At 59.9% G+C, this 22,982-nt stretch carries 21 protein-coding genes; 17 read left to right on the top strand and 4 right to left on the bottom strand.

The features are described 5' to 3' along the window. Positions 1-468: 468 nt before the first annotated feature. A complete protein-coding gene (locus JZX88_RS13690; RefSeq protein WP_206913895.1) occupies positions 469-912 on the bottom strand; it encodes a response regulator in 444 nt (147 codons plus the stop codon). A gap of 379 nt (positions 913-1,291) precedes the next feature. Here JZX88_RS13690 and ftsZ point away from each other — a divergent pair, with 379 nt between their 5' ends. From ftsZ to JZX88_RS13675, 3 genes are all read left to right on the top strand, one after another. Then, positions 1,292-2,254 (top strand): cell division protein FtsZ, encoded by a 963-nt coding sequence (gene ftsZ / locus JZX88_RS13685; RefSeq protein ID WP_003521714.1) that lies wholly within the window; start codon positions 1,292-1,294, stop codon positions 2,252-2,254. A gap of 390 nt (positions 2,255-2,644) precedes the next feature. Further along, the gene (locus JZX88_RS13680) at positions 2,645-3,343 is read left to right on the top strand and encodes a GntR family transcriptional regulator (protein WP_065117103.1); all 699 of its coding nucleotides are present in this window, start codon (positions 2,645-2,647) and stop codon (positions 3,341-3,343) included. Positions 3,344-3,451: 108 nt separating this feature from the next. Further along, on the top strand, positions 3,452-4,417 hold the full coding sequence (locus JZX88_RS13675) for a dihydrodipicolinate synthase family protein (protein ID WP_174029965.1): 966 nt from the start codon (positions 3,452-3,454) through the stop codon (positions 4,415-4,417). Between the two features lie 281 nt (positions 4,418-4,698). Here the strand turns inward: JZX88_RS13675 and JZX88_RS13670 are convergent, their stop codons facing one another. After that, positions 4,699-5,736, bottom strand: coding sequence for an Ldh family oxidoreductase (locus tag JZX88_RS13670; protein ID WP_206913894.1), 1,038 nt, complete (start codon positions 5,734-5,736; stop codon positions 4,699-4,701). Positions 5,737-6,108: 372 nt separating this feature from the next. Here JZX88_RS13670 and JZX88_RS13665 point away from each other — a divergent pair, with 372 nt between their 5' ends. The 7 genes from JZX88_RS13665 to JZX88_RS13635 all read left to right on the top strand — a co-directional run bounded on the left by JZX88_RS13665 (position 6,109) and on the right by JZX88_RS13635 (position 13,136). Then, positions 6,109-6,915 carry a transporter substrate-binding domain-containing protein gene (locus JZX88_RS13665; protein WP_142857917.1) on the top strand — a complete coding sequence of 269 codons (807 nt, stop codon included), beginning with the start codon at positions 6,109-6,111 and terminating at the stop codon, positions 6,913-6,915. A gap of 72 nt (positions 6,916-6,987) precedes the next feature. Continuing rightward, the gene (locus tag JZX88_RS13660; RefSeq protein ID WP_065116852.1) at positions 6,988-7,653 is read left to right on the top strand and encodes an amino acid ABC transporter permease; all 666 of its coding nucleotides are present in this window, start codon (positions 6,988-6,990) and stop codon (positions 7,651-7,653) included. Positions 7,654-7,665: 12 nt separating this feature from the next. Then, positions 7,666-8,319, top strand: a complete 654-nt coding sequence (locus JZX88_RS13655) for an amino acid ABC transporter permease (RefSeq protein WP_065116851.1) — start codon at positions 7,666-7,668, stop codon at positions 8,317-8,319. Then, positions 8,312-9,034 (top strand): amino acid ABC transporter ATP-binding protein, encoded by a 723-nt coding sequence (locus JZX88_RS13650; protein WP_110759535.1) that lies wholly within the window; start codon positions 8,312-8,314, stop codon positions 9,032-9,034. Before JZX88_RS13655 ends, JZX88_RS13650 begins: the two co-directional genes overlap by 8 nt. After that, complete coding sequence (locus JZX88_RS13645; RefSeq protein WP_206913893.1) at positions 9,034-10,275, top strand: FAD-binding oxidoreductase; 1,242 nt, start codon at positions 9,034-9,036, stop codon at positions 10,273-10,275. The genes JZX88_RS13650 and JZX88_RS13645 overlap by 1 nt, the downstream gene beginning before the upstream one ends. Positions 10,276-10,387: 112 nt before the next feature. Continuing rightward, the gene (locus tag JZX88_RS13640; protein WP_206913892.1) at positions 10,388-12,097 is read left to right on the top strand and encodes an aconitase X; all 1,710 of its coding nucleotides are present in this window, start codon (positions 10,388-10,390) and stop codon (positions 12,095-12,097) included. Between the two features lie 10 nt (positions 12,098-12,107). After that, a complete protein-coding gene (locus JZX88_RS13635; protein WP_206913891.1) occupies positions 12,108-13,136 on the top strand; it encodes a proline racemase family protein in 1,029 nt (342 codons plus the stop codon). Positions 13,137-13,284: 148 nt separating this feature from the next. Here the strand turns inward: JZX88_RS13635 and JZX88_RS13630 are convergent, their stop codons facing one another. Together JZX88_RS13630 and JZX88_RS13625 are read right to left on the bottom strand one after the other, a co-directional pair. Continuing rightward, positions 13,285-14,307 carry a LacI family DNA-binding transcriptional regulator gene (locus JZX88_RS13630; protein WP_174033616.1) on the bottom strand — a complete coding sequence of 341 codons (1,023 nt, stop codon included), beginning with the start codon at positions 14,305-14,307 and terminating at the stop codon, positions 13,285-13,287. 157 nt (positions 14,308-14,464) lie between these two features. Next, positions 14,465-14,785 (bottom strand): hypothetical protein, encoded by a 321-nt coding sequence (locus tag JZX88_RS13625; RefSeq protein WP_003505663.1) that lies wholly within the window; start codon positions 14,783-14,785, stop codon positions 14,465-14,467. 296 nt (positions 14,786-15,081) lie between these two features. Between JZX88_RS13625 and JZX88_RS13620 the strand changes: the two genes are divergently transcribed. The 7 genes from JZX88_RS13620 to JZX88_RS13590 all read left to right on the top strand — a co-directional run bounded on the left by JZX88_RS13620 (position 15,082) and on the right by JZX88_RS13590 (position 22,890). Beyond that, a complete protein-coding gene (locus tag JZX88_RS13620) occupies positions 15,082-15,885 on the top strand; it encodes a transporter substrate-binding domain-containing protein (RefSeq protein ID WP_110759544.1) in 804 nt (267 codons plus the stop codon). Between the two features lie 68 nt (positions 15,886-15,953). Further along, positions 15,954-16,658, top strand: coding sequence for an amino acid ABC transporter permease (locus JZX88_RS13615; protein ID WP_142841963.1), 705 nt, complete (start codon positions 15,954-15,956; stop codon positions 16,656-16,658). After that, entirely contained in the window at positions 16,655-17,314 is a 660-nt protein-coding gene (locus JZX88_RS13610; protein WP_065116844.1) for an amino acid ABC transporter permease, read from the top strand. The genes JZX88_RS13615 and JZX88_RS13610 overlap by 4 nt, the downstream gene beginning before the upstream one ends. After that, entirely contained in the window at positions 17,295-18,026 is a 732-nt protein-coding gene (locus tag JZX88_RS13605; protein WP_065116843.1) for an amino acid ABC transporter ATP-binding protein, read from the top strand. The genes JZX88_RS13610 and JZX88_RS13605 overlap by 20 nt, the downstream gene beginning before the upstream one ends. 23 nt (positions 18,027-18,049) lie before the next feature. Beyond that, the gene (locus JZX88_RS13600; RefSeq protein ID WP_206913890.1) at positions 18,050-18,985 is read left to right on the top strand and encodes a 2-hydroxyacid dehydrogenase; all 936 of its coding nucleotides are present in this window, start codon (positions 18,050-18,052) and stop codon (positions 18,983-18,985) included. Between the two features lie 232 nt (positions 18,986-19,217). Continuing rightward, the gene (locus JZX88_RS13595) at positions 19,218-21,392 is read left to right on the top strand and encodes a bifunctional diguanylate cyclase/phosphodiesterase (RefSeq protein WP_206914047.1); all 2,175 of its coding nucleotides are present in this window, start codon (positions 19,218-19,220) and stop codon (positions 21,390-21,392) included. Positions 21,393-21,822: 430 nt separating this feature from the next. After that, a complete protein-coding gene (locus tag JZX88_RS13590) occupies positions 21,823-22,890 on the top strand; it encodes a porin (RefSeq protein ID WP_110759548.1) in 1,068 nt (355 codons plus the stop codon). The last annotated feature ends 92 nt before the right edge of the window (positions 22,891-22,982 follow it).

The following is a 22,982-nucleotide window of genomic DNA, read 5'->3' as shown; positions in this document are numbered from 1 at the left end:
AGACGGTACAGTCGCTTTTGAATGCCCAAACGCCCGCTTCGCGGGCGTTTTTGTTTTTGGGCGTCATTCAAACCCTTTGCCGTTTTTCAGGCCCGCAACAGGGTTCTTTCGGGTCGCCGCATCATTCTGGACTTGTGCCGCCTCGGGCGCATGCGTCACGGCAAGGAATGTGACGTGCGGTATCCATGTCTCGGCGCGTAAAATTCGCCATGCGCTTAGTGCATATCTGTGCTGCAAGCTTGTGCCTGTGAAATGCGCAGAAAAATGCTATCTTCCAATCATCGAAACGGATGTACCTCCTCCCACATCCTTTTGGTAATGCGGGCGATCCTACTCCTCCTCCCAAAGGATTGCCCCGGGGACAGCGGTTTTCCTCCTCCCATATCGCTGTTCATCTTTTCAGAAAGCCTGCCGCACCTCCTCCCGCGGCAGGCTTTTCTGTTTTCAGCCTCAGTTTTGGGTATCGCCTCAGTCGAAAGCCATCATGCCTATCGGCGTTATGGCGTGTGTGCCGGCGCGCTTGGCAAGTGCGTAGGAGAGGCATTGTTCCACGGCATCCTGCGGAACGGGCTTGGCGATCACGCCGGCGCCGATACCGAGATTGACGACCACTTCCGGGTTTGCCGTCATGAAGATCACCACCACGCCGTGATCCTGCGAAAGCCGCCGGCCGATCTCGGGGCCTGTCTGGCCGTCGGCCAGGTTGACGTCGACAAAGGCGATATCGGCGCGACTGCCGAGCGCCACGGCCTCATCCAGCCGGTTGGCGATGCCGATGACATTTGCATCTTCATCCGCCTGCAGAATGGAATCCTCGATATCCATGGCGATGAGGAACTCGTCTTCCACGATCAGCACCCGTGGCTGTTCCGTGCGGAAACCCGGTTCGCTTTGCAAGACGTCTGCCAACATATGCCTGCCTCCATTCTGTGCGCCTGAGCGCTGTCGGCAAGCAAACACTTGTCGGCACAACTCGTTCCAAACTGAGATAAACATAGTGAATGGAGTGTAAACGGCGTGCCTTTTCGGCTATCACCATTCAATAGCGAAGCAGTTGATTCGGTTTGGTTTTCATCCGGGGGAAGGGTGGGAGAACGTTGCCGTAGCGCATCTTTCGCCGCTGGAGCACAAGTCTTTTGGCCGCAATCGGCCGATAAGGCTTATATGCAAATTCAACGCGTTAAAGCCTCCTTCGTGCGCCAGGAAGGAAGTGCGGGAACGCCGCCGATCATTCGCGTGCCGCGGTCAAAAACGGCGCGGGACCCTATGAGTTTAGAAAGAGAATAAGACGATGACCCAGTCTCCGCGCGCCACCATTGCCCGCAACACGCCCAATATCGCCGTCGTTGGCGTCGGTGGTGGTGGCGGCAACGCGATCAACAACATGATTGCCGAGGGCATCGGCGGGGTGGATTTCATCGCCGCCAACACGGATGCGCAGGCGCTGAAGAAAACCAACGCGCCGCGGCTCGTGCAGCTCAGCTCCGAGCTGACAGGCGGGCTTGGAGCGGGCGCCGATCCCGAGGTCGGCCGGCAGGCGGCGATCGATTCCCTCGACGAGATCATGGATCACCTGAGCGGTTACGACATGTGCTTCATTACCGCCGGCATGGGCGGTGGTACGGGCACGGGCGCTGCCCCGGTGATTGCGGAAGCTTGCCGGGCGAAGAACATCCTCACCGTCGGTGTCGTCACGCTGCCTTTCAGCTTCGAGGGCGCGCGCCGCATGCGGGCCGCCGAATACGGCTTTGCCAACCTGCTCAACACTGCCGATACCGTCATCGTCATTCCCAACCAGAACCTGCTACGCATCGCTGACGCCGGAACCACCTTCGAAAACGCACTGAAGACGGCCGACAAGGTTCTGTCGCTTGGCGTGCGCTGCATCACCGATCTCATCCTGCGCGAAGGCCTGGTCAATCTGGATTTCGCCGATGTGCGCTACGTCATGAAGAACGGCGGCCGGGCGCTGATGGGTACGGCGCAGGCCAAGGGCGAAAAACGCGCCTCTGAAGCCGCCGCTGCGGCCATTGCCAATCCGCTGCTCGGCGAGCCTTCGCTGAAGGAAGCGCGTGGCGCGCTGGTCTCCATTTCCGGCGGCAACGACCTGACACTCTATGAGATTGACGAGGCGATGACGCTGGTGCGCGAGGCGGTGAGCGAAGAGACCGATGTGGTGATGGGCGCTTCCTTCGATCCCACGCTGGACGGTGCTTTCAAGATTTCCGTCGTCGCCACCGGCCTGCGCAACTGAGGGCTCGTTTGAGGTGGGACATTGCCGCGCGTTTCTTCTCCCCGCCGGGGAGAAGATGGCCCGGAGGGTCAGATGAGGGGGCAACGTTGCCGTATCTCATGACCCTTGCCCCCTCATTCCGCTGCCGCGACCTTCTCCCCGGTCGGGGAGAAGAAACAAGAGGCGTGCTCCTCGCTCCCCGGATCGGGCGCAGCTTCCCAAGCGGCCGTGCCTCATAAACAGCATCCACGTCACAAAATGAATGTTTGATGCCGTCGCGGGCAATTTTCGCGACGGCTTTTTGTTGTTTTTGAACAATTATTCCGCCATTCGGGATGGCATAGCCGAAGCGCGGCGTTGATCGGGAAAAAAGATAATAGTACTCTTTATGTCGACAAGAGGGATTTGATGATGACGGATATAATTGCTTCTGCCGAGCGCAAGCGCGGCTCCGGCGTGAAGATGGTCTATGATCTGCTGCGCGACGAGATTCTCGATCTGGTGCTGCCGCCGGGTAGCCCCATCGACGAGGTGCAGCTTGCCGAAAGGTTCAAGATGTCGCGCACGCCGATCCGAGAGGCGCTGGTGCGGCTTTCGGGTGAGGGGCTGATCGATACGTTGCCGAACCGTTCGACCATGGTGTCGAATATCGATTTCCTCAACATGCACACCTATTTCGATGCGCTGGTGCTGATGTATCGCGTCACCACCCAGCTTGCCGCGCAATATCATCGCCCGGAGGATCTGGTCGAAATTCGCGCCCATAATGCGGAATTCGCCATCGCAGTGGAGGAGCAGAACGCGCTGGCGATGATTTCCACCAACGCAGCCCTTCACCTGTCCATCGCCGAGGCCGGTCGAAATCCCTATTTCACCAGCCTGTTCAAACGCCTGCTGGATGAGGGGCGGCGCATTCTGCGGCTTTATTACCAGTCTTATGAGGATCGTCTGCCGAGGCGTTTCGTCGATGACCACGAGGCGATGATCGCCGCCATCGCCGCGCGCGACATCGCCCTTTCTGAAAAACTGGCACGGGAACATGCCGAACAGATCGTGCAGCAGGTGCAGAAACTGCTGGTGCGAAACGAGCGGCTGGAAATAAATCTGTAGCTTGTCGATTTCTTGTCGACAAATAAAATACAAGATAGTAATGTCCTTGTCGAAAGGGTGGCGCGAAGCTGCGTCCATTCCTGAAAACATGTCCCTTAGGAGCTAATAATGACGGCCAGCATTTTTTCCGGCGTGATTCCCGCATTGATGACCCCCTGCAAGGCGGATCGCACCCCTGATTTCGATGCGCTTGTGCGCAAGGGCAAGGAACTCATTGCAGATGGCATGTCGGCCGTCGTTTATTGCGGTTCCATGGGCGACTGGCCGCTGCTCACCGACGAGCAGCGCATGGAAGGCGTGGAGCGCCTGGTCAAGGCCGGCATTCCTGTGATCGTCGGCACCGGCGCGGTCAACACCGCTTCGGCCGTGGCACATGCCGCCCACGCCCAGAAGGTTGGCGCCAGGGGCCTGATGGTCATTCCCCGTGTCCTGTCGCGCGGTTCGGTCATCTCCGCCCAGAAGGCGCATTTCAAGGCCATCCTGTCGGCTGCGCCTGATATCCCGGCGGTTATCTACAACAGCCCCTATTACGGCTTTGCCACCCGCGCCGATCTCTTCTTTGCCCTGCGCGCCGAGCACAAGAACCTTGTCGGCTTCAAGGAATTCGGCGGCCCGGCCGACATGCGTTATGCGGCCGAGAACATCACCAGCCGTGATGATGAAGTAACCCTGATGATCGGCGTCGATACGGCCGTTTTCCACGGCTTCGTCAATTGCGGCGCAACCGGCGCCATCACCGGCATCGGCAATGTTCTACCGAAGGAAGTCATTCACCTCTGCAAGCTGTCGCAGGCCGCCGCCAAGGGCGATGCGGATGCCCGCGTCCGCGCGCTGGAACTGGAGCAGGCGCTGGCCGTGCTCTCCTCCTTCGATGAAGGTCCGGACCTGGTTCTCTATTTCAAGCACATGATGGTGCTGAAGGGCGACAGGGAATACACGCTGCACTTCAACGAAACCGATGCCCTGACGGACAGCCAGCGCGGTTATGTCGAGGCACAGTTCAAGCTGTTCAACAGCTGGTATGCCGACTGGAGCAAGCTTCCAGGCGCCGTTCAGACCTGCAAGGCGGCCTGAGATATCGCTGCTGCGAAAAAAAGGCCCGCAACTGCGGGCCTTTTTTGCATGTGATGAGGTTTGATGCCTTTCCTCCGTCATGCCGGACCAGATCCGGCATCCAGCCACGGCGCGTCTGCGCCGTGAAAGAGTCTCCCGCGATCAAGGACTTGATCGCGCTGACCCCCGGATCTAGTCCGGGGTGACGGAGCGGGGATGCTATGCAGTCGCAAAAGCCGCTGAGTGACGTTGTCGCTATGAGGCCCGCAATCGCGCCATTTTTCATTTCCACATCCAAATGGTCAGGAAACCGCGTCCAGACCCTTCTCCAGCAACCGATCCAGACCCGCTATTTCAGTGGCGGAAAGCGTAATGCCCTCGCTTTCGGATTTGGCGCGGGCCGCAAAACGGCGGCCGGAGGGCAGGCGGGCGCCCTGGCCGATGATGGCGTCGAACAGCACTTCCGCGCGCAGGAAAGGATCGCCCGGACGGCCCCTGGCGAAAGCTTCGGGTGAAAAGGCGACGATCAATTCGCCATGGGTCGGCGCAAGTGTTGTCGTGCCGAGGAATTCGAGGGCTTCGGGGCTCGTCAGGTCACCGATCATGATGCCGGCGAGAAGTTCGATCATGGTGCCGATCGCCGATCCCTTGTGGCCACCGAAAGGCAGCATGGAGCCGGCAAGCGCGGCTTCCGGGTCCGTCGTCGGTTTGCCTTCGGCATCCAGCGCCCAGCCTTCCGGCAGGGATTTGCCTGCGCGCCGGTGCAGTTCGATTTCGCCGCGCGCGGCAACCGAAGTGGCGAAATCAAAGACATAAGGGGAGGTGTCCTTGCGTGGCCAGCCGAAAGCGAAGGGATTGGTGCCAAGCAGCGGTTTTATGCCGCCGGTGGGGGCGACGGTCGAATAGCTCGGGCACATTACCAGCCCGGCGAGACCATTCGAGGTCAGCCCCTCGACCTCAGGCCAGAGCGCCGAAAAATGCGTGCAGTCATTGATGACAAGAGCTGCGATGCCCGAACGTTTCGCCCGCTCGACAAGAACCGGCAGGCCCAGTTCGAAGGCGGGATTGGCAAAGCCGCCATTGGCGTTGACTTTGACAATCGCCGTGCCGTCGTCCCCGGCCACGTCGGGTATCGCGTCCGGCTTCACCTTGCCGGCCTTCACGGTGCGCAGGGCGCCTTCGATGCGATAGATACCATGTGATTTGCAGGCGTCGCGCTCACCGGCGGTGATGACGCGGGCAAGCGCTCCCGACTGCACATCATTCAGCCCCGCCTTGCGGAAAATTTCTTCGACCCGCTGTGAAAGCGCGGCAATGGTCAGGGTGGTGGTGTCGCTCATCATGTTCCCTCTGATATCGGTTCGCACATCTTGAATACATAAAGTATACAAAGCACTCCCTATTGCAATCGTCTTTTCGGAAACCGCTCGCGAAATTGTAAATCCGCATTCAGCGCCAACGGTTTTACGGCGTCCTTTTCCTGTTTCCCACTGCCGCGCCCACCGCAGCAAGGGTGTTGCTCCAAGTCATTGGGCTGAAAAGAGTCTTTCCGCCATGAGCCCGCTTTTCCGCTCGCATGGCAAATCCCCATTGTTCGCATCTGCAAAATTCTTTTTGTATACTAGTTGTATTTTTATGTTGATTTATCGGCCCCATGGGGAAATAGTGACCGCGCCTTCAAGGGCGGACCAAATTCTGGGAGCAAATCAAGAATGAAAAAATCGGTCATCATCGCCGGCCTTCTGGCCGCTACTTCCGTTATCACGCCGGCCAAGGCCGACAAGCTCGACGACATCATTTCCGCCGGTACGCTGCGTTGCGCCGTCGTGCTCGATTTCCCGCCCATGGGTTCGCGTGACGACGCAAACAATCCCATCGGCTTCGACGTCGATTATTGCAACGATCTCGCCAAGGCGCTCGGCGTCACGGCTGAAATCGTCGAAACGCCGTTCCCCGAGCGTATTCCGGCACTGATGTCGGGCCGCGTCGATGTCGGTGTTGCCTCGACCTCCGATACGCTGGAGCGCGCCAAGACGGTCGGCATGACCGTGCCTTACTTCGCTTTCGAAATGGCTGTCACCGCCAACGACAAGTCGGGCATCAAGTCCTTCGAGGACATGAAGGGCAAGACGGTCGGCGCAACCGCCGGCACGTTCGAAGCCATCGCGCTTGAAAAGTCGGTCAAGGAGTGGGGAACCGGCGAGTTCCGTCCTTACCAGACGCAGGCCGACGTTTTCCTCGCGCTGAGCCAGGGCCAGATCGACGCCACCGTTTCCACCTCCACGGTTGCGCAGTCCAACGTCAAGGGCGGCAAGTTCGCCGGTATCTCGGTCGTCGGCAAGGCGCCCTACGATATCGATTACGTCGCGCTCTTCACCAACCGTGACGAATATGGCTTCATCAACTACCTGAACCTCTTCATCAACCAGCAGGTTCGCACCGGCCGTTACGCCGAACTCTATGAAAAATGGGTTGGCGGCGAAGTTCCCTCGCTCACCGTCAACGGCGTTTATCGCTAATCAGGACTTTTCGTAAACGGCGCGGTCAAAATGATCGCGCCGTTGATCGTTTCTGAAAAGGCGGGACGCTTAATGTTCAACTATACATTCCACTGGAATCAGGCGCTGAAGGCTTTGCCGCAGCTTCTGGACGGTGCGGTGGTAACGCTGCAGATCGCCCTTCTGTCGATGGTGATCGGTCTTACCTTCGCCATCCTGCTGACGCTGTTCCGGCTGTCCGGCAACCGCGTTCTCGGCGCTTTGGCCTCCGTCTGGGTGGAGGTTGCCCGCAACACGCCGGCACTGTTCCAGATTTACATGGCCCATTTCGGGCTTGGCAATTTCGGCATCCACCTCAGCCCCTATACCGCGCTTTTGGTCGGTATCGCGTTCAACAATGCCGGTTATTTGGCAGAGAATTTCCGCGGTGCGCTGAAAGCCATACCGGATACGCAGACGCGGTCGGGCCGTTCGCTTGGCATGACCTCGATGCAGACCTTCCGGCTGATCATCCTGCCGCAGATGCTGCGCGTGGCTTTCCTGCCGGCCACCAACCAGATGGTCTGGGCGATCCTCATGACCTCGCTCGGTGTCACGGTCGGCATGAACACGGATCTCGCCGGCGTCACGCAGGCGCTCAATGCGCGCTCGTTCCGCACCTTTGAATTCTTCGCGCTCGCCGCGGTCATCTATTACGTGATCGCCAAGATCGTCACGCTCGCCGCCAGATTGCTGGCCTGGCGTCTGTTCCGTTACTGAGAGAGGTGCGCCATGTTTGAAACCGCTCTCACCTGGAGTGATCTCGCCTTCCTGGCCAAGGGTGCCGGCATGACGCTTGCCGTCACCGCCGTCGCCGTCACGGCAGGCACCCTGATGGGGATCATCTTCGGTATCATCCGTTTCCAGTTCGGTCCCTATTGGTCGCTGCCGCTGACCTTCGTGCTGGATATTTTCCGCTCCGTACCGCTGCTCATCCAGCTGGTTCTCGGCAATGCCTTCCAGTCGATCGCCAAGCTCGGCTGGCCGCCATTCACCACCTCCTGCGTGGTGCTGTCGCTTTATACGGCAGCCTATTGCACCGAGATCGTGCGCGGTGGCATCGATGCCGTGCCGTCCAATACGCGCCGCGCCTGCCGCTCGCTCGGCATGACATGGTCGCAGGACATGCGCTACATCGTCCTGCCACTCGCCACCCGCGTCTCATTGCCGTCCTGGATCGGACTGACGCTCGGTGTCATGAAGGATTCGGCCCTGGTGCTTTGGCTTGGCCTTATCGAGCTTCTGCGCGCCTCGCAGATCCTCGTTACCCGCCTGCAGGAACCGCTGACCATCCTGATGATCTGCGGCGCCATCTACTTCCTTATCAGCTTCCCCATCGCCCGTTTCGGCGGGTATCTCGAAAGACGGTGGTCCCCCAATGATTGAGATCGAAAACGTCCGCAAATCCTTCGGCCCGCTGGAGGTTCTGAAAGGGATCAACCTCACCGTCAACAAGGGCGAGGTCGTCACCATCATCGGCGGTTCCGGTTCCGGCAAATCGACGCTGCTCACCTGCATCAACGGCCTCGAGCCGATCGACAGCGGCAGGATCGTCATCGACGGCACGGAAGTGCATGCCAAATCGACCGACCTCAACAAGCTGCGCCGCAAGGTCGGCATCGTTTTCCAGCAATGGAACGCCTTTCCGCATCTGACCGTGCTTGAAAACGTCATGCTGGCGCCGCGCAAGGTGCTTGGCATCTCCAAGGAGCAGGCGGAGGAGATCGCGGTCAAGCAATTGACCCATGTGGGCCTTGCCGAGAAGCTGAAGGTCTATCCGAACCGCATGTCGGGCGGCCAGCAGCAGCGTATGGCGATTGCCCGCGCGCTTGCCATGTCGCCGGAATATATGCTGTTCGACGAAGTCACCTCGGCGCTCGACCCGATGCTGGTCGGCGAAGTGCTCGATACGTTGAAGATGCTGGCGGATGAAGGCATGACGATGATCTGCGTCACCCATGAAATGGCGTTTGCCCGTGATGTCTCCAACCGCGTCGCCTTCTTCCATCAGGGCGTGATGGCGGAAATCGGCACGCCGGACCAGCTGTTCGGCGCGCCGCAGCATGCCGAAACCCAGAAGTTCCTGGCGAGCGTGCGGTAATGCCTGCAAATGATGTCATCGTCATAGGGGCCGGCGTTGTCGGCCTCTCGGCGGCAATCGCCGCGCAGGGTCGCGGTCTTTCGGTCACGGTCATCGATCGCGAGGGACCGGCGGCGGGCGCTTCGGCCGGCAATGCCGGCGCCTTCGCCTTCACCGATATCCTGCCGCTTGCATCGCCGGGCATTCTCTGGAAAGCGCCGAAATGGCTCATCGATCCGCTGGGGCCGCTCAGCGTGCCGCCGGCCTATGCGCTGAAGATCGCGCCGTGGATGTTCCGCTTTTGGCGCGCCTGCGCGGCATCGAAAGTCGAGCATTCCACCGCCGCGCAGACGGCGCTGATGGACCTTTCCAAAGCGGAGCTGGAGCCGTTTCTCAAAAAGACGGACACGATTGCGATGCTGCGCAAGGAGGGGAACCTTCAGGTTTATGAAAGCGAGGCGGAATTCGAAGGCTCGCTTGCCGGCTGGAAGGCACGCGAACGCCACGGCATCGAGTTCCGGCATCTGAACGCCGAACAGATGGCCGAGATACAGCCCGGCATCGCGCCGCGTTTTACCTGCGGCACCTTTACGCCCGGCTGGTTTTCCATCGCCGATCCCAAGCTTTATACGCTGGCGCTGGCCGAGCATTTCCGCAGCATTGGCGGCCGTATCGAATGCCTCGATATCGCTTCGCTAAGGCCGCTGGAAGACGGCGTTGAGGTGGTGAGCCATGATGGCCGAACCCGCAAGGCCGGCAGGGTGGTGCTGGCGGCCGGGGCTTTCTCGCACCGCATCGCCCGCTCGCTTGGTGAAAAAATTCCGCTGGAAACGGAACGGGGGTATAATACCACCCTGCCTTCCGGTGCTTTCGATCTGCGCACGCAGGTGACTTTCGGCGGCCACGGTTTCGTCGTCACGCGGCTTTCTTCCGGCATCCGTGTTGGCGGTGCCGTGGAACTCGGCGGGCTGGAGCTTCCGGCCAACTTCGCCCGTTCCGAGGCGCTTTTGACCAAGGCGAAGGCTTTTCTGCCGGGCCTGAAAACCGAAGGCGGCAAGCAGTGGATGGGCTTCCGCCCCTCGCTGCCGGACAGCCTGCCGGCCATTGGGCAAGCGCAGCACACGGCGCGGGTGGTTTATGCTTTCGGCCACGGGCATCTGGGGCTGACGCAATCGGCGGGCACGGCCCGCCTCGTCGCCGATCTTCTGACGGGCCAAAAGCCCGCCATCGATGCAGGGGCATTTTCGCCGCAACGTTTCTAGAGAATTTTGGCTTTTCCCCGAAACGCAAAAATTCTCCAGCTCTTTTTTCACGCATTTTCCGGGCGTCAAACCGCTACGCAGGTTTACTGGAAATGCTTCTGGGAGATTTTCGATGCCTTCTTCCGTTTCGCCAGTCACTACCCCTGAGGCGCGCAGCATTCTGGCCGGTGCCGCCGAAGGCAAGGTCATCGCCACCACCGAGGCGCTGAGCTTCTGGGGCGGGGTCGATCCCGCCACCGGCAAGGTGATCGATGTGCATCACCCGCTGCATGGCATCTGTCTCACCGGCGGCGTGCTGTTCATGCCGACCAGCCGTGGCTCTTGCACCGGTTCCGGCGTGCTGCTCGATCTCATCCTCACCGGCCGTGCGCCCGCGGCGCTGGTTTTCTGCGAGGCTGAAGACGTCCTGACGCTTGGTGCCCTCGTTGCGGCGGAAATGTTCGACAGTGCTCTGCCGGTCGTCCGCCTTGATGCGGATAATTTCGCCCGCTTCTCGCATGCTGCGCATGTCAGCATCAACGAGAACACCATTGAGGCCGACGGTATCTCGCTTGCCATCGCGCCGCCGGCGACGGCCCATCTCGACCTGAAGGACGAGGATGGCGCAATGCTGGAAGGGCGCGACGGCATTGCCGCGCGGCAGGCCATGCGCATCATCGTCGCCATGGCCGCCCAGCAGGGGGCGTCGACGCTTGTCGATGTGACGCAGGGCCATATCGATGGCTGTATCTATGCCAGCCCTGCCAACCTCACCTTTGCTGAAAAAATGGCTGACATGGGCGGCAAGGTGCGGGTTCCAACCACCATGAACGCCATTTCGGTGGACAAGGCGCATTGGCGGGCGCAGGGCGTGCCGGAGGATTTCGGCGATCCGGCCGCAAGGCTGGCGGATGCCTATGTGCGCATGGGCTGTCGCCCCACCTTCACCTGTTCGCCATATCTGCTCGACAGCGCGCCAAGTGCCGGCGAATCGATCGGCTGGGCCGAATCGAATGCGGTGATCTTCGCCAATACGGTGCTCGGTGCCCGCACCGCAAAGCACCCGGATTTCCTCGATCTCTGCATTGCTATGACGGGCAGGGCGCCGCTTTCGGGGGTGTATCTGGAAGAAAACCGCCGGCCGCAGCGCATCGTCGATGTGGCCCTGCCAGCCGGCATCGATGACGCCTTCTGGCCGCTCGTCGGTTATCTCGCCGGCAAGGCCGCGCCGGATTGCATCCCGTTGCTGCGTGGTCTTGGAGCTGCAAAACCGTCGCGGGATGATCTGAAAGCGCTTTGCGCCGCCTTTGGCACCACCTCCGCCTCGCCCATGCTGCATATCGAGGGTGTGACGCCGGAAGCGGGACTTGCGCCGCGCGAAACCGCCGGGACCGTGACCATTTCGCTCGCCGATATGGCCGCCGGCTGGTCGCTTCTGAACGAGGGGCCGGAAGAGGTGCAGCTGGTTGCCATCGGCAGCCCGCATGCCTCGCTGGAGGAGTGCCGCGCCCTTGCCGCCGTGTTTAATGGCCGCAAACGCCATGCGGATGTCGCCGTCATCGTCACCGCCGGTCAGCAGGTCATCGATGCGGCCGTGCAGGACGGCACGCTGCAGAGCCTGAAGGACAGCGGCGTGCAGGTGCTGCCGGATCTCTGCTGGTGTTCGATTTCCGAGCCGGTCTTTCCGACGAAGACCCGTGCGCTGATGACCAATTCCGGCAAATACGCCCATTATGGCCCCGGCCTCAGCGGCCGCGCGGTGCGCTTCGGCAGCCTTGCCGATTGCGTCGACAGCGCGCTGACCGGCCGTGCCGTATCCCGCCTTCCTGTCTGGCTTTCATGAGGAGAACTGAATGCGCAGTATCAAGACAGTTCATGTGATTTCCGCCCATGCGGAAGGTGAAGTGGGGGATGTGATCGTCGGCGGGGTGAAGCCGCCGCCGGGCGAGACGATCTGGGAACAGAGCCGCTTCATCGCCCGTGATGAGACGCTTCGCAACTTCGTGCTCAACGAGCCGCGCGGCGGCGTGTTCCGCCACGTCAATCTGCTGGTGCCGCCGAAACATCCTGACGCGGATGCCGCCTTCATCATCATGGAGCCGGAAGATACGCCGCCCATGTCCGGCTCCAATTCCATCTGCGTTTCCACAGTGCTGCTGGATGGTGGCATCGTGCCGATGCAGGAGCCGGAAACCCATATGCTGCTGGAAGCGCCCGGCGGACTGGTGAAGGTGCGCGCCGAATGCCGCAACGGCAAGGCCGAGCGCATTTTCGTGCAGAACCTGCCGAGCTTTGCCGCAAAGCTCGATGTCGAGCTTGAGGTCGAAGGTCTCGGCACGCTGAAGGTGGACACCGCCTATGGTGGCGACAGCTTCGTCATCGTGGATGCCGAAGCGATGGGTTTCAGCCTGAAGCCGGAAGAGGCGCATGAGATCGCCCGCCTCGGCGTGCGCATCACCAATGCCGCCAACAGGGCGTTGGGTTTCGACCATCCCGAAAATCCCGACTGGCGGCATTTTTCCTTCTGCCTCTTCGCCGGCAAGGTGGAACGCACGGCCGAAGGCCTCAGGGCAGGGGCGGCCGTCGCCATCCAGCCAGGCAAGGTGGATCGCTCCCCCACCGGCACGGCGCTTTCGGCCCGTATGGCCGTGCTGCATGCACGCGGCGAAATGAAGGAAGGCGAAACGCTGACGGCGGTGTCGCTGATCGGTTCGACCTTCACCGGCCGCATCCTCGGAACCACAACGGTCGGCGACCGCCCGGCCATCCTGCCGGAAATCTCCGGCCGCGGCTGGGTCACCGGCATCCACCAGCATATGCTTGATCCGTCCGATCCATGGCCGGAGGGGTATCGGCTGACAGATACCTGGGGTGCGAGGTAGGGAGAACACGTCTCTTCTCCCTCATCCCTGTGCTTGTCACAGGGATCCAGCCAGCCCAAGTCCTTGGGCTGGGAAGTCTCTCCCCGCCGCGCAGACGCGCGTCGGCTGGATTCCTGTGACAAGCACAGGAATGAGGGAAGAGAATGGATCAACCACCCAGCCGCCTTGTCGTCTCCCGCACGATCAGCTCGAACCCGACATCCACCCGCGCGCCTTCGGGAACAGCGGCATCCTTTTCCGGCTCCAGTATCGAAAGCAGCAATTCGCCGGCCCTGCGGCCGATCATCTGGGCGTCGACCCGGATCGTTGAAATCGCCGGGTAACATTGGCGGCTGATATCGAAATCGCCGAAACCGAGGATGGACACCTGATCGGGCACGGCAATGCCGCGGCGGTGACATTCCATCAGCGCGCCGACGGCGGAAATATCGGAGACGGCGAAAATGCCTTCGACATCGGGCGCCTTTGCGAGCAGGGAGCCGAGCGTCTTTGCCCCGTGATCATAGGAGACTGGCGCGCTGCCTTCGCGGATGATGAGATCGTCGGAAATGCCGGCTTCGCGCAACGCTGCCGCAAACCCGACAAGGCGGCTTTCGCCGCGCCAGTCGTTCACGGCGCCGTCAGCCCGGGAGCCGAGTGCGCCTATGCGCTTTAAACCAAGCGATATCAGATATTTGGCGGCGTTTCTTCCCACTTCGTAGTTGGAAAAGCCAACCGCGTGGTCGATGGGGTGTTCAGGGACATCCCAGATTTCCACGATCGGAATGCCGGCGCGCATCAGAACTTCGCTCGCCATCTTGGTATGCACCGTGCCGGCGACGACGATGGCATCGGGGCGGCGCTCCATCATGGTGCGGATGACGCGCTCCTCTTCCTGCAGGTCATACATCGTATAACCGATCAGCAACTGGTAATCGGCCGCGCGCAGCGCCTTGGCCAGCCCCTGCGCACTGTCGGCGAAGTTGGAGTTGGTGAGCGTCGGCAGGATGGCGGTGATGAAATTGGTGCGCCGGGAAGAGAGCGAACCGGCGATTCGATCCGGCACATAGCCAAGCTTCTCGATGGCCTTCATGACCTTCTGGCGTGTCTCTTCCGACACCAGGGCAGGATCGGCCAGCACCCGCGAAACGGTCATCTTGGAGACGCCCGCGAGTTTCGAGACGTCGCTCATGGTTGCTTTTTTTGACGTGACTAACGCTGCGGCCAAGGGCGTGCGCTCCACCAAAGCATGTCTCCCTAAATTCGAACCGTTTCAGGACAAGACATACACGAAGATATCAAGGGAAAGCACGCCGTATGATTGCGGATCAATGCGGCGTGCACCGGATTTATGCGACGCGGCTATAGACCAGATGGTAAAAACGTCCGTCGCACATGCTCATCATCTCATCCGTCAGCACCCGGCCTTCCAGCCGGACCGGCGAGACCAGCGCTTCCTCGACGGCTTCCATCGAAGGATAGTCGATTTCCTGCACCATGATGATTGAGGCTGCGTCCGGGTCGGTGCGCTCGGTACGCATCACCCGCACGGCCTGCGCATTCGGCATGCGTTTCCAGACCGGCAGGAGTTTTTCCTCGACGATGCGGAAAAACTCCTCCTCCCGGCCGGGGTGGATCCTGCCTTCGAAAATTGCCGAGCGTGTATACATGGTTTCCTCCCGAATGAATGTCCGATGCAACAGTTCTGCAGATCGGACTTGCAATGATACCGATAACATGCATTATTGATCCTGCCAAGAACGTGAAACGGTGTCGACAAGAGGAAAATCGATAACCAGCCAAAATTGTTGAATTTTAAGGAGAATTCACATGGTTTTGAGCTTTCGCGGTTTCTTGGGAGGAGTTTTTTGTCAATCGCGGTGAAATGTTATCGAGAACATTTTTCGCTTTGTGCAAGATCGCTGTTCCGCTTTGGGCAGCCACTTAAAAGGTTGGAGGAGAAACCATGAGCATATCCAGATTTCTGAAGAACATCACCGTTGCCGTCGGTGTTGCCGCAGCAACGCTCGCCGCCAGCACATCCGCCCATGCTGTCTCGCTCAGCGAGATCACGGCGCGCGGCAAGGTCAAGATCGGTGTTCTGACCGGCGCTCCGCCGATGGGCATGGTGGACGAGAAGGGCAATCCTTCCGGTTATGACGTGGATGTCGCCAACCTCATCGGCACCTATCTGTCGCTGCCGGTTGAGCTTGTGCCGCTGACGCCGCCTGCGCGCATTCCGGCCCTTCAGACCGGCAAGGTCGACTTCCTTGTCGCAACGCTTGCGCCGACCGGCGAGCGCGCCAAGACCGTCATGTTCACGCAGCCTTACAGCGCCTTCAACATGGACATCATCTCGGGCAAGGACCAGAAGTTCGAAAATCTCGACAGCCTCAAGGGCAAGCGCGTTTCGGTCAATCGCGGCTCTTCGCAGGAAACCGCGCTGCGCAAGGCCAATGTCGAAGGTCTCGAAATCGTCGTTTACGAAGACGATTCCACCAGCGCCCAGGCACTGCTTGCCGGCCAGGTCGATGCTGTCGCCCTGCCGTCCACGGTTGGCGAAGCGATCATCAAACAGCGCCCGGAAGCCGGTCTGCAGGTTGGTTTCACCTTCTTCCAGCAGGGCAATTCCATGGCGACGAAGCTTGAGGATTTCGAGCTGCGCCAGTGGCTGAACACCTCCATCTACCTCATGAAGATGTCGGGCGATCTCGACCGTATCTCGGTGAAGTGGACCGGTCGTCCGCTGCCGCAATTGCCAAGCTTCTGATTGAGCCTTTCAACGCGTCCGCCGGAGAAAAATTTCCGGCGGACCGGGAAATGTCAACGGAGTGACGCATGTCCTACACTTTTCAATTCGGCGCGCTCGCCCAGTATCAGAATGAAATTCTGAACGGCATATGGCTGACGATCAAGCTGTCGGTCCTCTCCATCGTGCTCGGCTGCGCTTTCGGCATTCTTCTGGCCTCGCTGCGCTCCATCAAGGGCGGCATCGTCCGCATCATCGTGGACGGTTATGTGGAGGTGATCCGCAACACGCCGTTCCTGGTGCAGCTTTTCATCGTCTATTTCGGCCTTCCGGGTCTCGGCTTTCGCGTCGGGGCGGATACCGCGGCGCTGATCGGCATGACGATCAATCTCGCGGCCTATTCGACGGAAATCATCCGCGCCGGCATCGAGGCGGTGCACAAGTCGCAGATCGAGGCGGGCGAAGCGCTTGGTTTCACCAGATACCAGATCTATCGCCACGTCATCATCGTGCCGGCCATCGCCAAGGTCTATCCATCGCTCTGCAGCCAGTTCGTGCTGATGATGCTGGCATCGAGCATATGTTCGGCCATTTCCACCCATGAGCTTGCGGCTGCCGCAGCCTTCGTGGAATCGCAGACCTATCGCTCCTTCGAGGTCTATATCGTCGTCACGCTCATCTATCTGGCGCTGGCGCTCAGCCTGCGGCTTATCCTTGCCCTTATCGGCATGTGGCTGTTTGGCCGCCGTGTCGCCCGCAAGACGATGACCGCTTTGCCGGAGGTGCAGTCATGACTCTTCGAACTTTCGGCTGGAACGAATTCGGCTTCCTGCTGACCGCCCTGCAATGGACCGTGCTACTGACGATCATTGCGCTTATCGGCGGTGGTATCGTCGGCTTTTTCATCGCTCTTGCCCGCACCTCGGATAACAAGCTGCTGCGCATTGCCGCCGGCACCTATATCCAGGTCATTCAGGGCATTCCGGTGCTGATGATCCTGTTCCTGTCCTATTACGGCCTCAGCCTTGCCGGGCTGGAACTGCCGCCGCTCTTTGCCGCCGGCGCATCGATGACCATCTATACATCGGGTTATCTCGCCGAAATCTGGCGCGGCTGTATCCAGGCGGTGCCGAAGCAGCAATGGGAAGCATCGGAATCGCTGGCGCTCACCCGCGCCCAGCAATATCGCTACGTCATCCTGCCGCAGGCGATCCGCATTTCCCTGCCGCCGACCGTCGGTTTTGCCGTTCAGGTCGTCAAGAATACGTCCATCGCATCGATCATCGGTTTCGTCGAACTGGCGAGAGCGGGGCAACTCATCAACAATGCCACGTTCCAGCCGTTCCGCGTCTTCGTCGCGGTGGCCGTGCTTTATTTCATCGTCTGCTACCCGTTGTCCCAGCTGTCGCGTTGGCTGGAAAGGAGGCTTCATGCCGGAAGTAATCGTTGAAAACGTTCACAAGAGCTTTGGCGCTCTGGAAGTCCTCAAAGGCGTGTCGCTGACGGTTGGTCGCGGTGAAGTCTTTGCCCTCATCGGCCGCTCGGGCTCGGGCAAGAGCACGCTGCTGCGCTGCATGAACGGGTTGGAGAAGATCAATTCGGGCCGCATCGAAATCGCCGGCCATGCGATCGGCGAAGATGCCAAGGCGCTGCGCAAGCTGCGCACCGATGTCGGCATCGTGTTCCAGAGCTACAATCTTTTCCCGCATCTGACGGTCGGTGAGAACATCATGCTCGCGCCGCGCATCGTCAAGGACGTGGCGAAATCGGAAACCAGGGATATCGCCCGCGAGGTTCTGCAACTCGTCGGCCTTTCGGAGAAATTCGATTCCTATCCCGACCAGCTGTCCGGCGGCCAGCAGCAGCGTGTGGCGATTGCCCGCTCGCTCGCCATGCGGCCGAAGGTGATGCTGTTTGACGAGGTGACCTCGGCGCTCGATCCTGAACTGACCGAGGAAGTGCTGACCGTCATGGAAAACCTCGCCAAGGGCGGCATGACCATGATTCTCGTGACCCACGAAATGGCCTTTGCGCGCCGCGTGGCGACCGAAACCATCTTCATGCACAAGGGCAAGATCTGGGAGCAGGGCCGCTCGTCCGAACTCTTCGCCAATCCGCAAACGCCGGAACTCCGGCAATTCGTCAAGGCCGATGTGAAGTAGTTCACCGGCGCAAAGGAAAGTCCATGACCACTGAAATTGTGCAACTGTGCCCGCTCATCCCGGCACTGGAACAGGAACTCGCCGAGCGCTTCACCGTGCATCGCCTGTTCGGAGCGGCAGACAAGGCGGCGTTCCTTGCTGAAAAAGGCGGCGCGATCCGCGGCGTCGTCACCGGTGGCCATATCGGCCTGCCGGCGGATATTGGCGCTGCACTCCCCAATCTTGAAATCGTCGCCATCAACGGTGTCGGTTTCGACAAGGTCGATCTCACTGATGCCAAACGGCGCGGTTTCCGCGTTTCCAATACGCCTGACGTGTTGACGGCCGATGTCGCTGACCTCGCGCTCGGTCTGGTTCTGGCGCAGGCGCGCAAGCTGCCGCAGGCGGACCAGCATGTACGCACAGGCCAATGGCTGAAGGGCGATATGGGGCTTTCCACCCGCGTTGCCGGCCGCCGTTACGGCATATTCGGCCTCGGCCGCATCGGCCAGGCAATCGCAAAGCGGCTTGAAGGTTTCGATGCGCGGATTTCCTATACCGCCAGAAACCGCCGCGATGTCGCCTATGATTATCACGACAGCATCGAAGCGCTGGCCGCCAATTGCGACGTGCTGATTATCGCAGCCGCTGCCACCGCCGAAACGCGCCATATCGTCAATGCGGATGTGCTGAAGGCGCTTGGACCGCAGGGTGTGCTCGTCAATGTGGCGCGCGGTTCGCTGGTGGATGAAAAGGCGCTGGTCGAGGCGCTTTCGAACGGCACGATCGGCGGCGCGGCGCTGGATGTCTTCGAGGATGAACCGCGTGTGCCGGAAGCGCTTTTCGCCTTCGACACCGTCACGCTTGCCCCACATGTCGGCAGCGGCACGCACCAGACGCGGCGCGCCATGGCCGATCTCGTTCTGGCCAATCTCGACGCACATTTTGCCGGCAAGGAGCTGCCGACCCCGGTGGTCTGACATCCCCTCCATCTAAGCCTTCAATCTGACGGCGCGGTTTTTATCCGCGCCGTTTCGATTCGTGCTGTCGGCTGTTCCTGATTTAGCCTGCAAAAGGGCAGCCATTCGCCCCTAATTCCGGCCTGCCGTTCATATTTATATAATATGTATAATCCTACTATTCTGCTTCCTTATAAAGCGATGAGGCGGAGAGGTGCGTTCCAAAGGCCCGAAGACACCCGTGCAGAACCGGATGTCGCGAACGAAGCGCGGCGCAGCACCGTCTGTCTCTCCTGCAACGACTGAAAACACCAACCCGTCCGATCGGCATGTGCTTCTGGAAGCGATGATCGACCATGTGCCGGATTTCATCTATGCCAAGGATCTGGAAGGCCGCTTTCTTTTCGCAAACCGCGCCATCGTGACCGAAAACGGCTTCGACAGCGTCGAGGAGCTGATTGGTCTCACCGATTATGACATTCACGGCGAGGCTGCGCGGCGTGCCGGCATTCCCGATACCGAAGCGCGGGTCATGCGCACCGGCGAGCCGGATCTCGGTTATGAGGAACGCGCCATGCGCGGCGATATCGACCGCTGGCTGATGATGTCGCGCGTGCCGCTGAGGGACAAGAGCGGCAGGATCATCGGCGTGGTCGGCGCTTCCCGGGACATAACCCAGAAAAAGGCCTCGGAAAGGCTGCTGCAGGCGCAGGCGCGTATTCTGGAAATGATTGTTGCGGCGGCGCGGATCGAGGACTTTCTCGAGGAATTCGTCAAGGCCATTGAAAACCTTGCGACCGGGCTTGCCTGCGCTGTCCGGGTATTTGATGCGGCGGCAGGGGAGCCCTCCGTCTATGCCTCGCCGGCATTGGCGCAGCATGCGGGTCTGACGGCGCTCATTTCCACCGTCGGCGATCCCGGCACCCTTGGCTGTCCAGCCGACAATACGGCTCTCAGCTTCGATATTCCCGCCAGCGAAGGCAGCGCGCATGGTTTCGTCTGGTGCATGCTGGCGGGCCGGCAGCCGGATGCCGCGCTGGTGGAGTTCATCGGGGCTGCGGCACGCATGGCGGGGCTGGCAATAGACCGGAAGCGCGCAGCCGAACATATCGCCTTTCTGGCCGATCACGACATGCTGACCCGGCTACCCAATCGCCGTTTTCTCGATACCCGGCTGCCCGAAATATTGGCAGCGGCGGCAAAGGCGAAGCGGAAAGTCGGCATCGGTTTTCTTGACCTCGACAATTTCAAGCAGATCAACGATACGCTCGGCCATAGCGTCGGCGATGCGCTGCTTTCGAAAACGGCGGAGCGCATCGCCCACAGCCTCAGCCGCCACGATCTCGTGCTGCGGGTGGGCGGAGACGAATTCGTCATCATCCTGGAAAGGCGGAAGGATGGTTTCGAAAGCCGTCTGCAGCGTATCCGGGCGGCGGTTTCGCAGCCGTTGCGCATCGGCAATTACGATATCAAGGTCACCTGCAGCATCGGCATGGCGTTTTTTCCGGAACACGGGGAAAGCACGGCGGAAATCGTCGCCGCCGCCGATCTTGCCATGTATGAGGCCAAACGGAATGGCCGCGACGGCATCGCCACCTTCACGCCGCGCATGGCGGAGGACCTGAGGAAGAAATTCACGCGCATAGAGGAATTGCGCAAGGCGGTGGAGCGGGATGAATTTGTCCTGCATTTCCAGCCGCAGGTCGACCTTCTCAGCGGCCGCATCAGCGGGGTGGAGGCGCTGGTGCGCTGGCAGCACCCGGTGGAGGGGCTGCTGGGGCCTTCGGAATTCATCGGCCTTGCGGAAGAAACCGGCCTTATCGTGGAACTTGGGGAAACAATCCTGCAAAAAGCCTGCCGGCAGGCTCAGGCCTGGGTTGCGGCCGGTCTTTCGCCCGTCAAGATGGCGGTCAATATCTCGCCCCGGCAGTTTCAGGGCGGCCTTGTGGAGCAGATCCGGTCTGTGCTCAGGGAAACCGGCCTTTCGCCATCGCTGCTCGAAATCGAAATCACCGAGACGCTCATCATTCAGGACGTGGAAACATCGGTGCGGATCATGCGCGCCATCAAGCAGATGGGTGTCAGCCTGGCGCTGGATGATTTCGGCATGGGGTATTCCTGCCTCGGCATGCTTAAGACCTTCCCGCTTTCCTGCATGAAGATAGACCGCTCGTTCCTTACCCACCTGCCGGAAAAGACCAAGGATAGCGCCATCGTCTCGATCATGATCCAGCTTGCCGGCTCGCTTGGCATCGATGTCATCGCCGAAGGCGTGGAAACCGCCGAGCAGGCGGCATTTCTGCGCGCTGCCGGCTGCCCCTACGGGCAGGGTTATTATTTCAGCCGTGCGGTGGAGGCGGAAGCGATCGGCGACATGCTGGGGAAGATGACGACCTTCCCCACCGGCTCCTCCATCGATCCGCAATAGGCCCGCTTTGGCGGGTCTTTTTCCGGAGGCTTATCCGCCTTCGGAAATATTCCTGGCCGGACTTTCCCAACAATCCCGACCTGTTTCCTGACCGTTCCGGGTGCCGGCGCGGCGTGCGCGCCGTTTTCTATGGCAATAATATTCTTTCGTAATAAATAAAATTTGCATTGTCGATTATTTTAATTGAGTAATAAATTCTGTTTATTGAAAATAAATAACGAAATTATTATATTTTAAACTATTGATTTGTTGCAATATTACTACTTAATCCAATTGTGTACTTTTATTGTATTTGCAATTTGCCGATTTGAATTGCGAGTCCGCGGCACTTTCTGTCATTTGCTGAATCAGCGCAGGGAAGCGGGCGGCAGGGAAAGACCAGCCCTCAAATTTGCGCATTCGTTGAAAAATTTTTGACTGGAGATTACAAATGAACATCAAGAGCCTTCTGATCGGCTCCGCTGCGGCTCTCGCAGCAGTATCCGGCGCACAGGCCGCTGACGCCATCGTCGCTGCCGAGCCCGAGCCCATGGAATATGTTCGCGTCTGCGACGCTTTCGGCAAGGGTTTCTTCTACATCCCCGGCACCGAAACCTGCCTGAAGTTCGACGGTTACGTTCGTTTCCAGACCGACTTCGGCCGCAACAAGTCCGGTTCGTCTGACTGGGATTCGTTCACGCGCGGTCAGTTCAACATCGACACCCGCACCGACACCGAGCTCGGCGCTCTGCGCGGCTACATCGGTCTGCGTGCCGAAGCCGACAACGACACCAGCAAGGGTGCCATTCTCGACCAGGCTTTCATCGAACTGAGCGGCCTGAAGGTCGGTTATTACTACAACTGGTGGGATGACGGTCTCTCTGGCGAATATGACCAGCTCAGCTCCAACCGCACCCGTCTGAACGCCATCCGTTACACCTACGACGCCGGCTCCTTCTATGTTGGCGCTGCCGTTGAGGAACTGGAAGGCGACCGTAAGGGCACTTCCGAACTCGGCGTTCGCAAGGCGCCTTCTTCGTTCAAGCCCCTGACGAATGATATTGGCGTAAGCGCTATCATCGGCGCCAACTTCGGTGGCGTTAAGGCCAACCTGCTCGGCGGTTACGACACGAACCAGGAAAACGGTGCAATCCGTGCAATCGTCACGGCTGACCTCGGTCCGGGCACGCTCGGTATCTCCGGTGCCTGGGCTTCCGGCGCCAACTACTATTACGAAGAGTCCGAGTGGACGGTTGCTGCCGAATACTCCATCAAGGCAACTGACAAGCTGACCATCACCCCCGGCTTCCAGTACTTCGGCAAGATCGACCTTGGCGCTAACAACGACTTCGTTGGCGATCGCAATGCATGGCGCGCTGGCGTAGCTGCTGGCTACAAGATCACTTCCGGTCTCTCCACGCTCGTTTCGGTTACCTACCAGGACGTAGACGGCACCGAGGGTGTAAATGGCGGCGGCGACAGCTGGACCGGTTTCGTTCGCCTGCAGCGCGCGTTCTAATAACCAAAAAGCATAAACCGGGTTAGACAACTCAGATCCACCCCGTTTCCGAACGGGTGAGTTACTAGCTCCAGTCAAAGTTCTGGCAATGA

It is taken from the genome of Agrobacterium sp. OT33, from assembly GCF_017313365.1.
Classification (GTDB): domain Bacteria; phylum Pseudomonadota; class Alphaproteobacteria; order Rhizobiales; family Rhizobiaceae; genus Agrobacterium; species Agrobacterium rhizogenes_A.
Note: the sequence above shows the minus strand (reverse complement) of the source record. Positions and strands in the feature narration are given on the sequence as shown.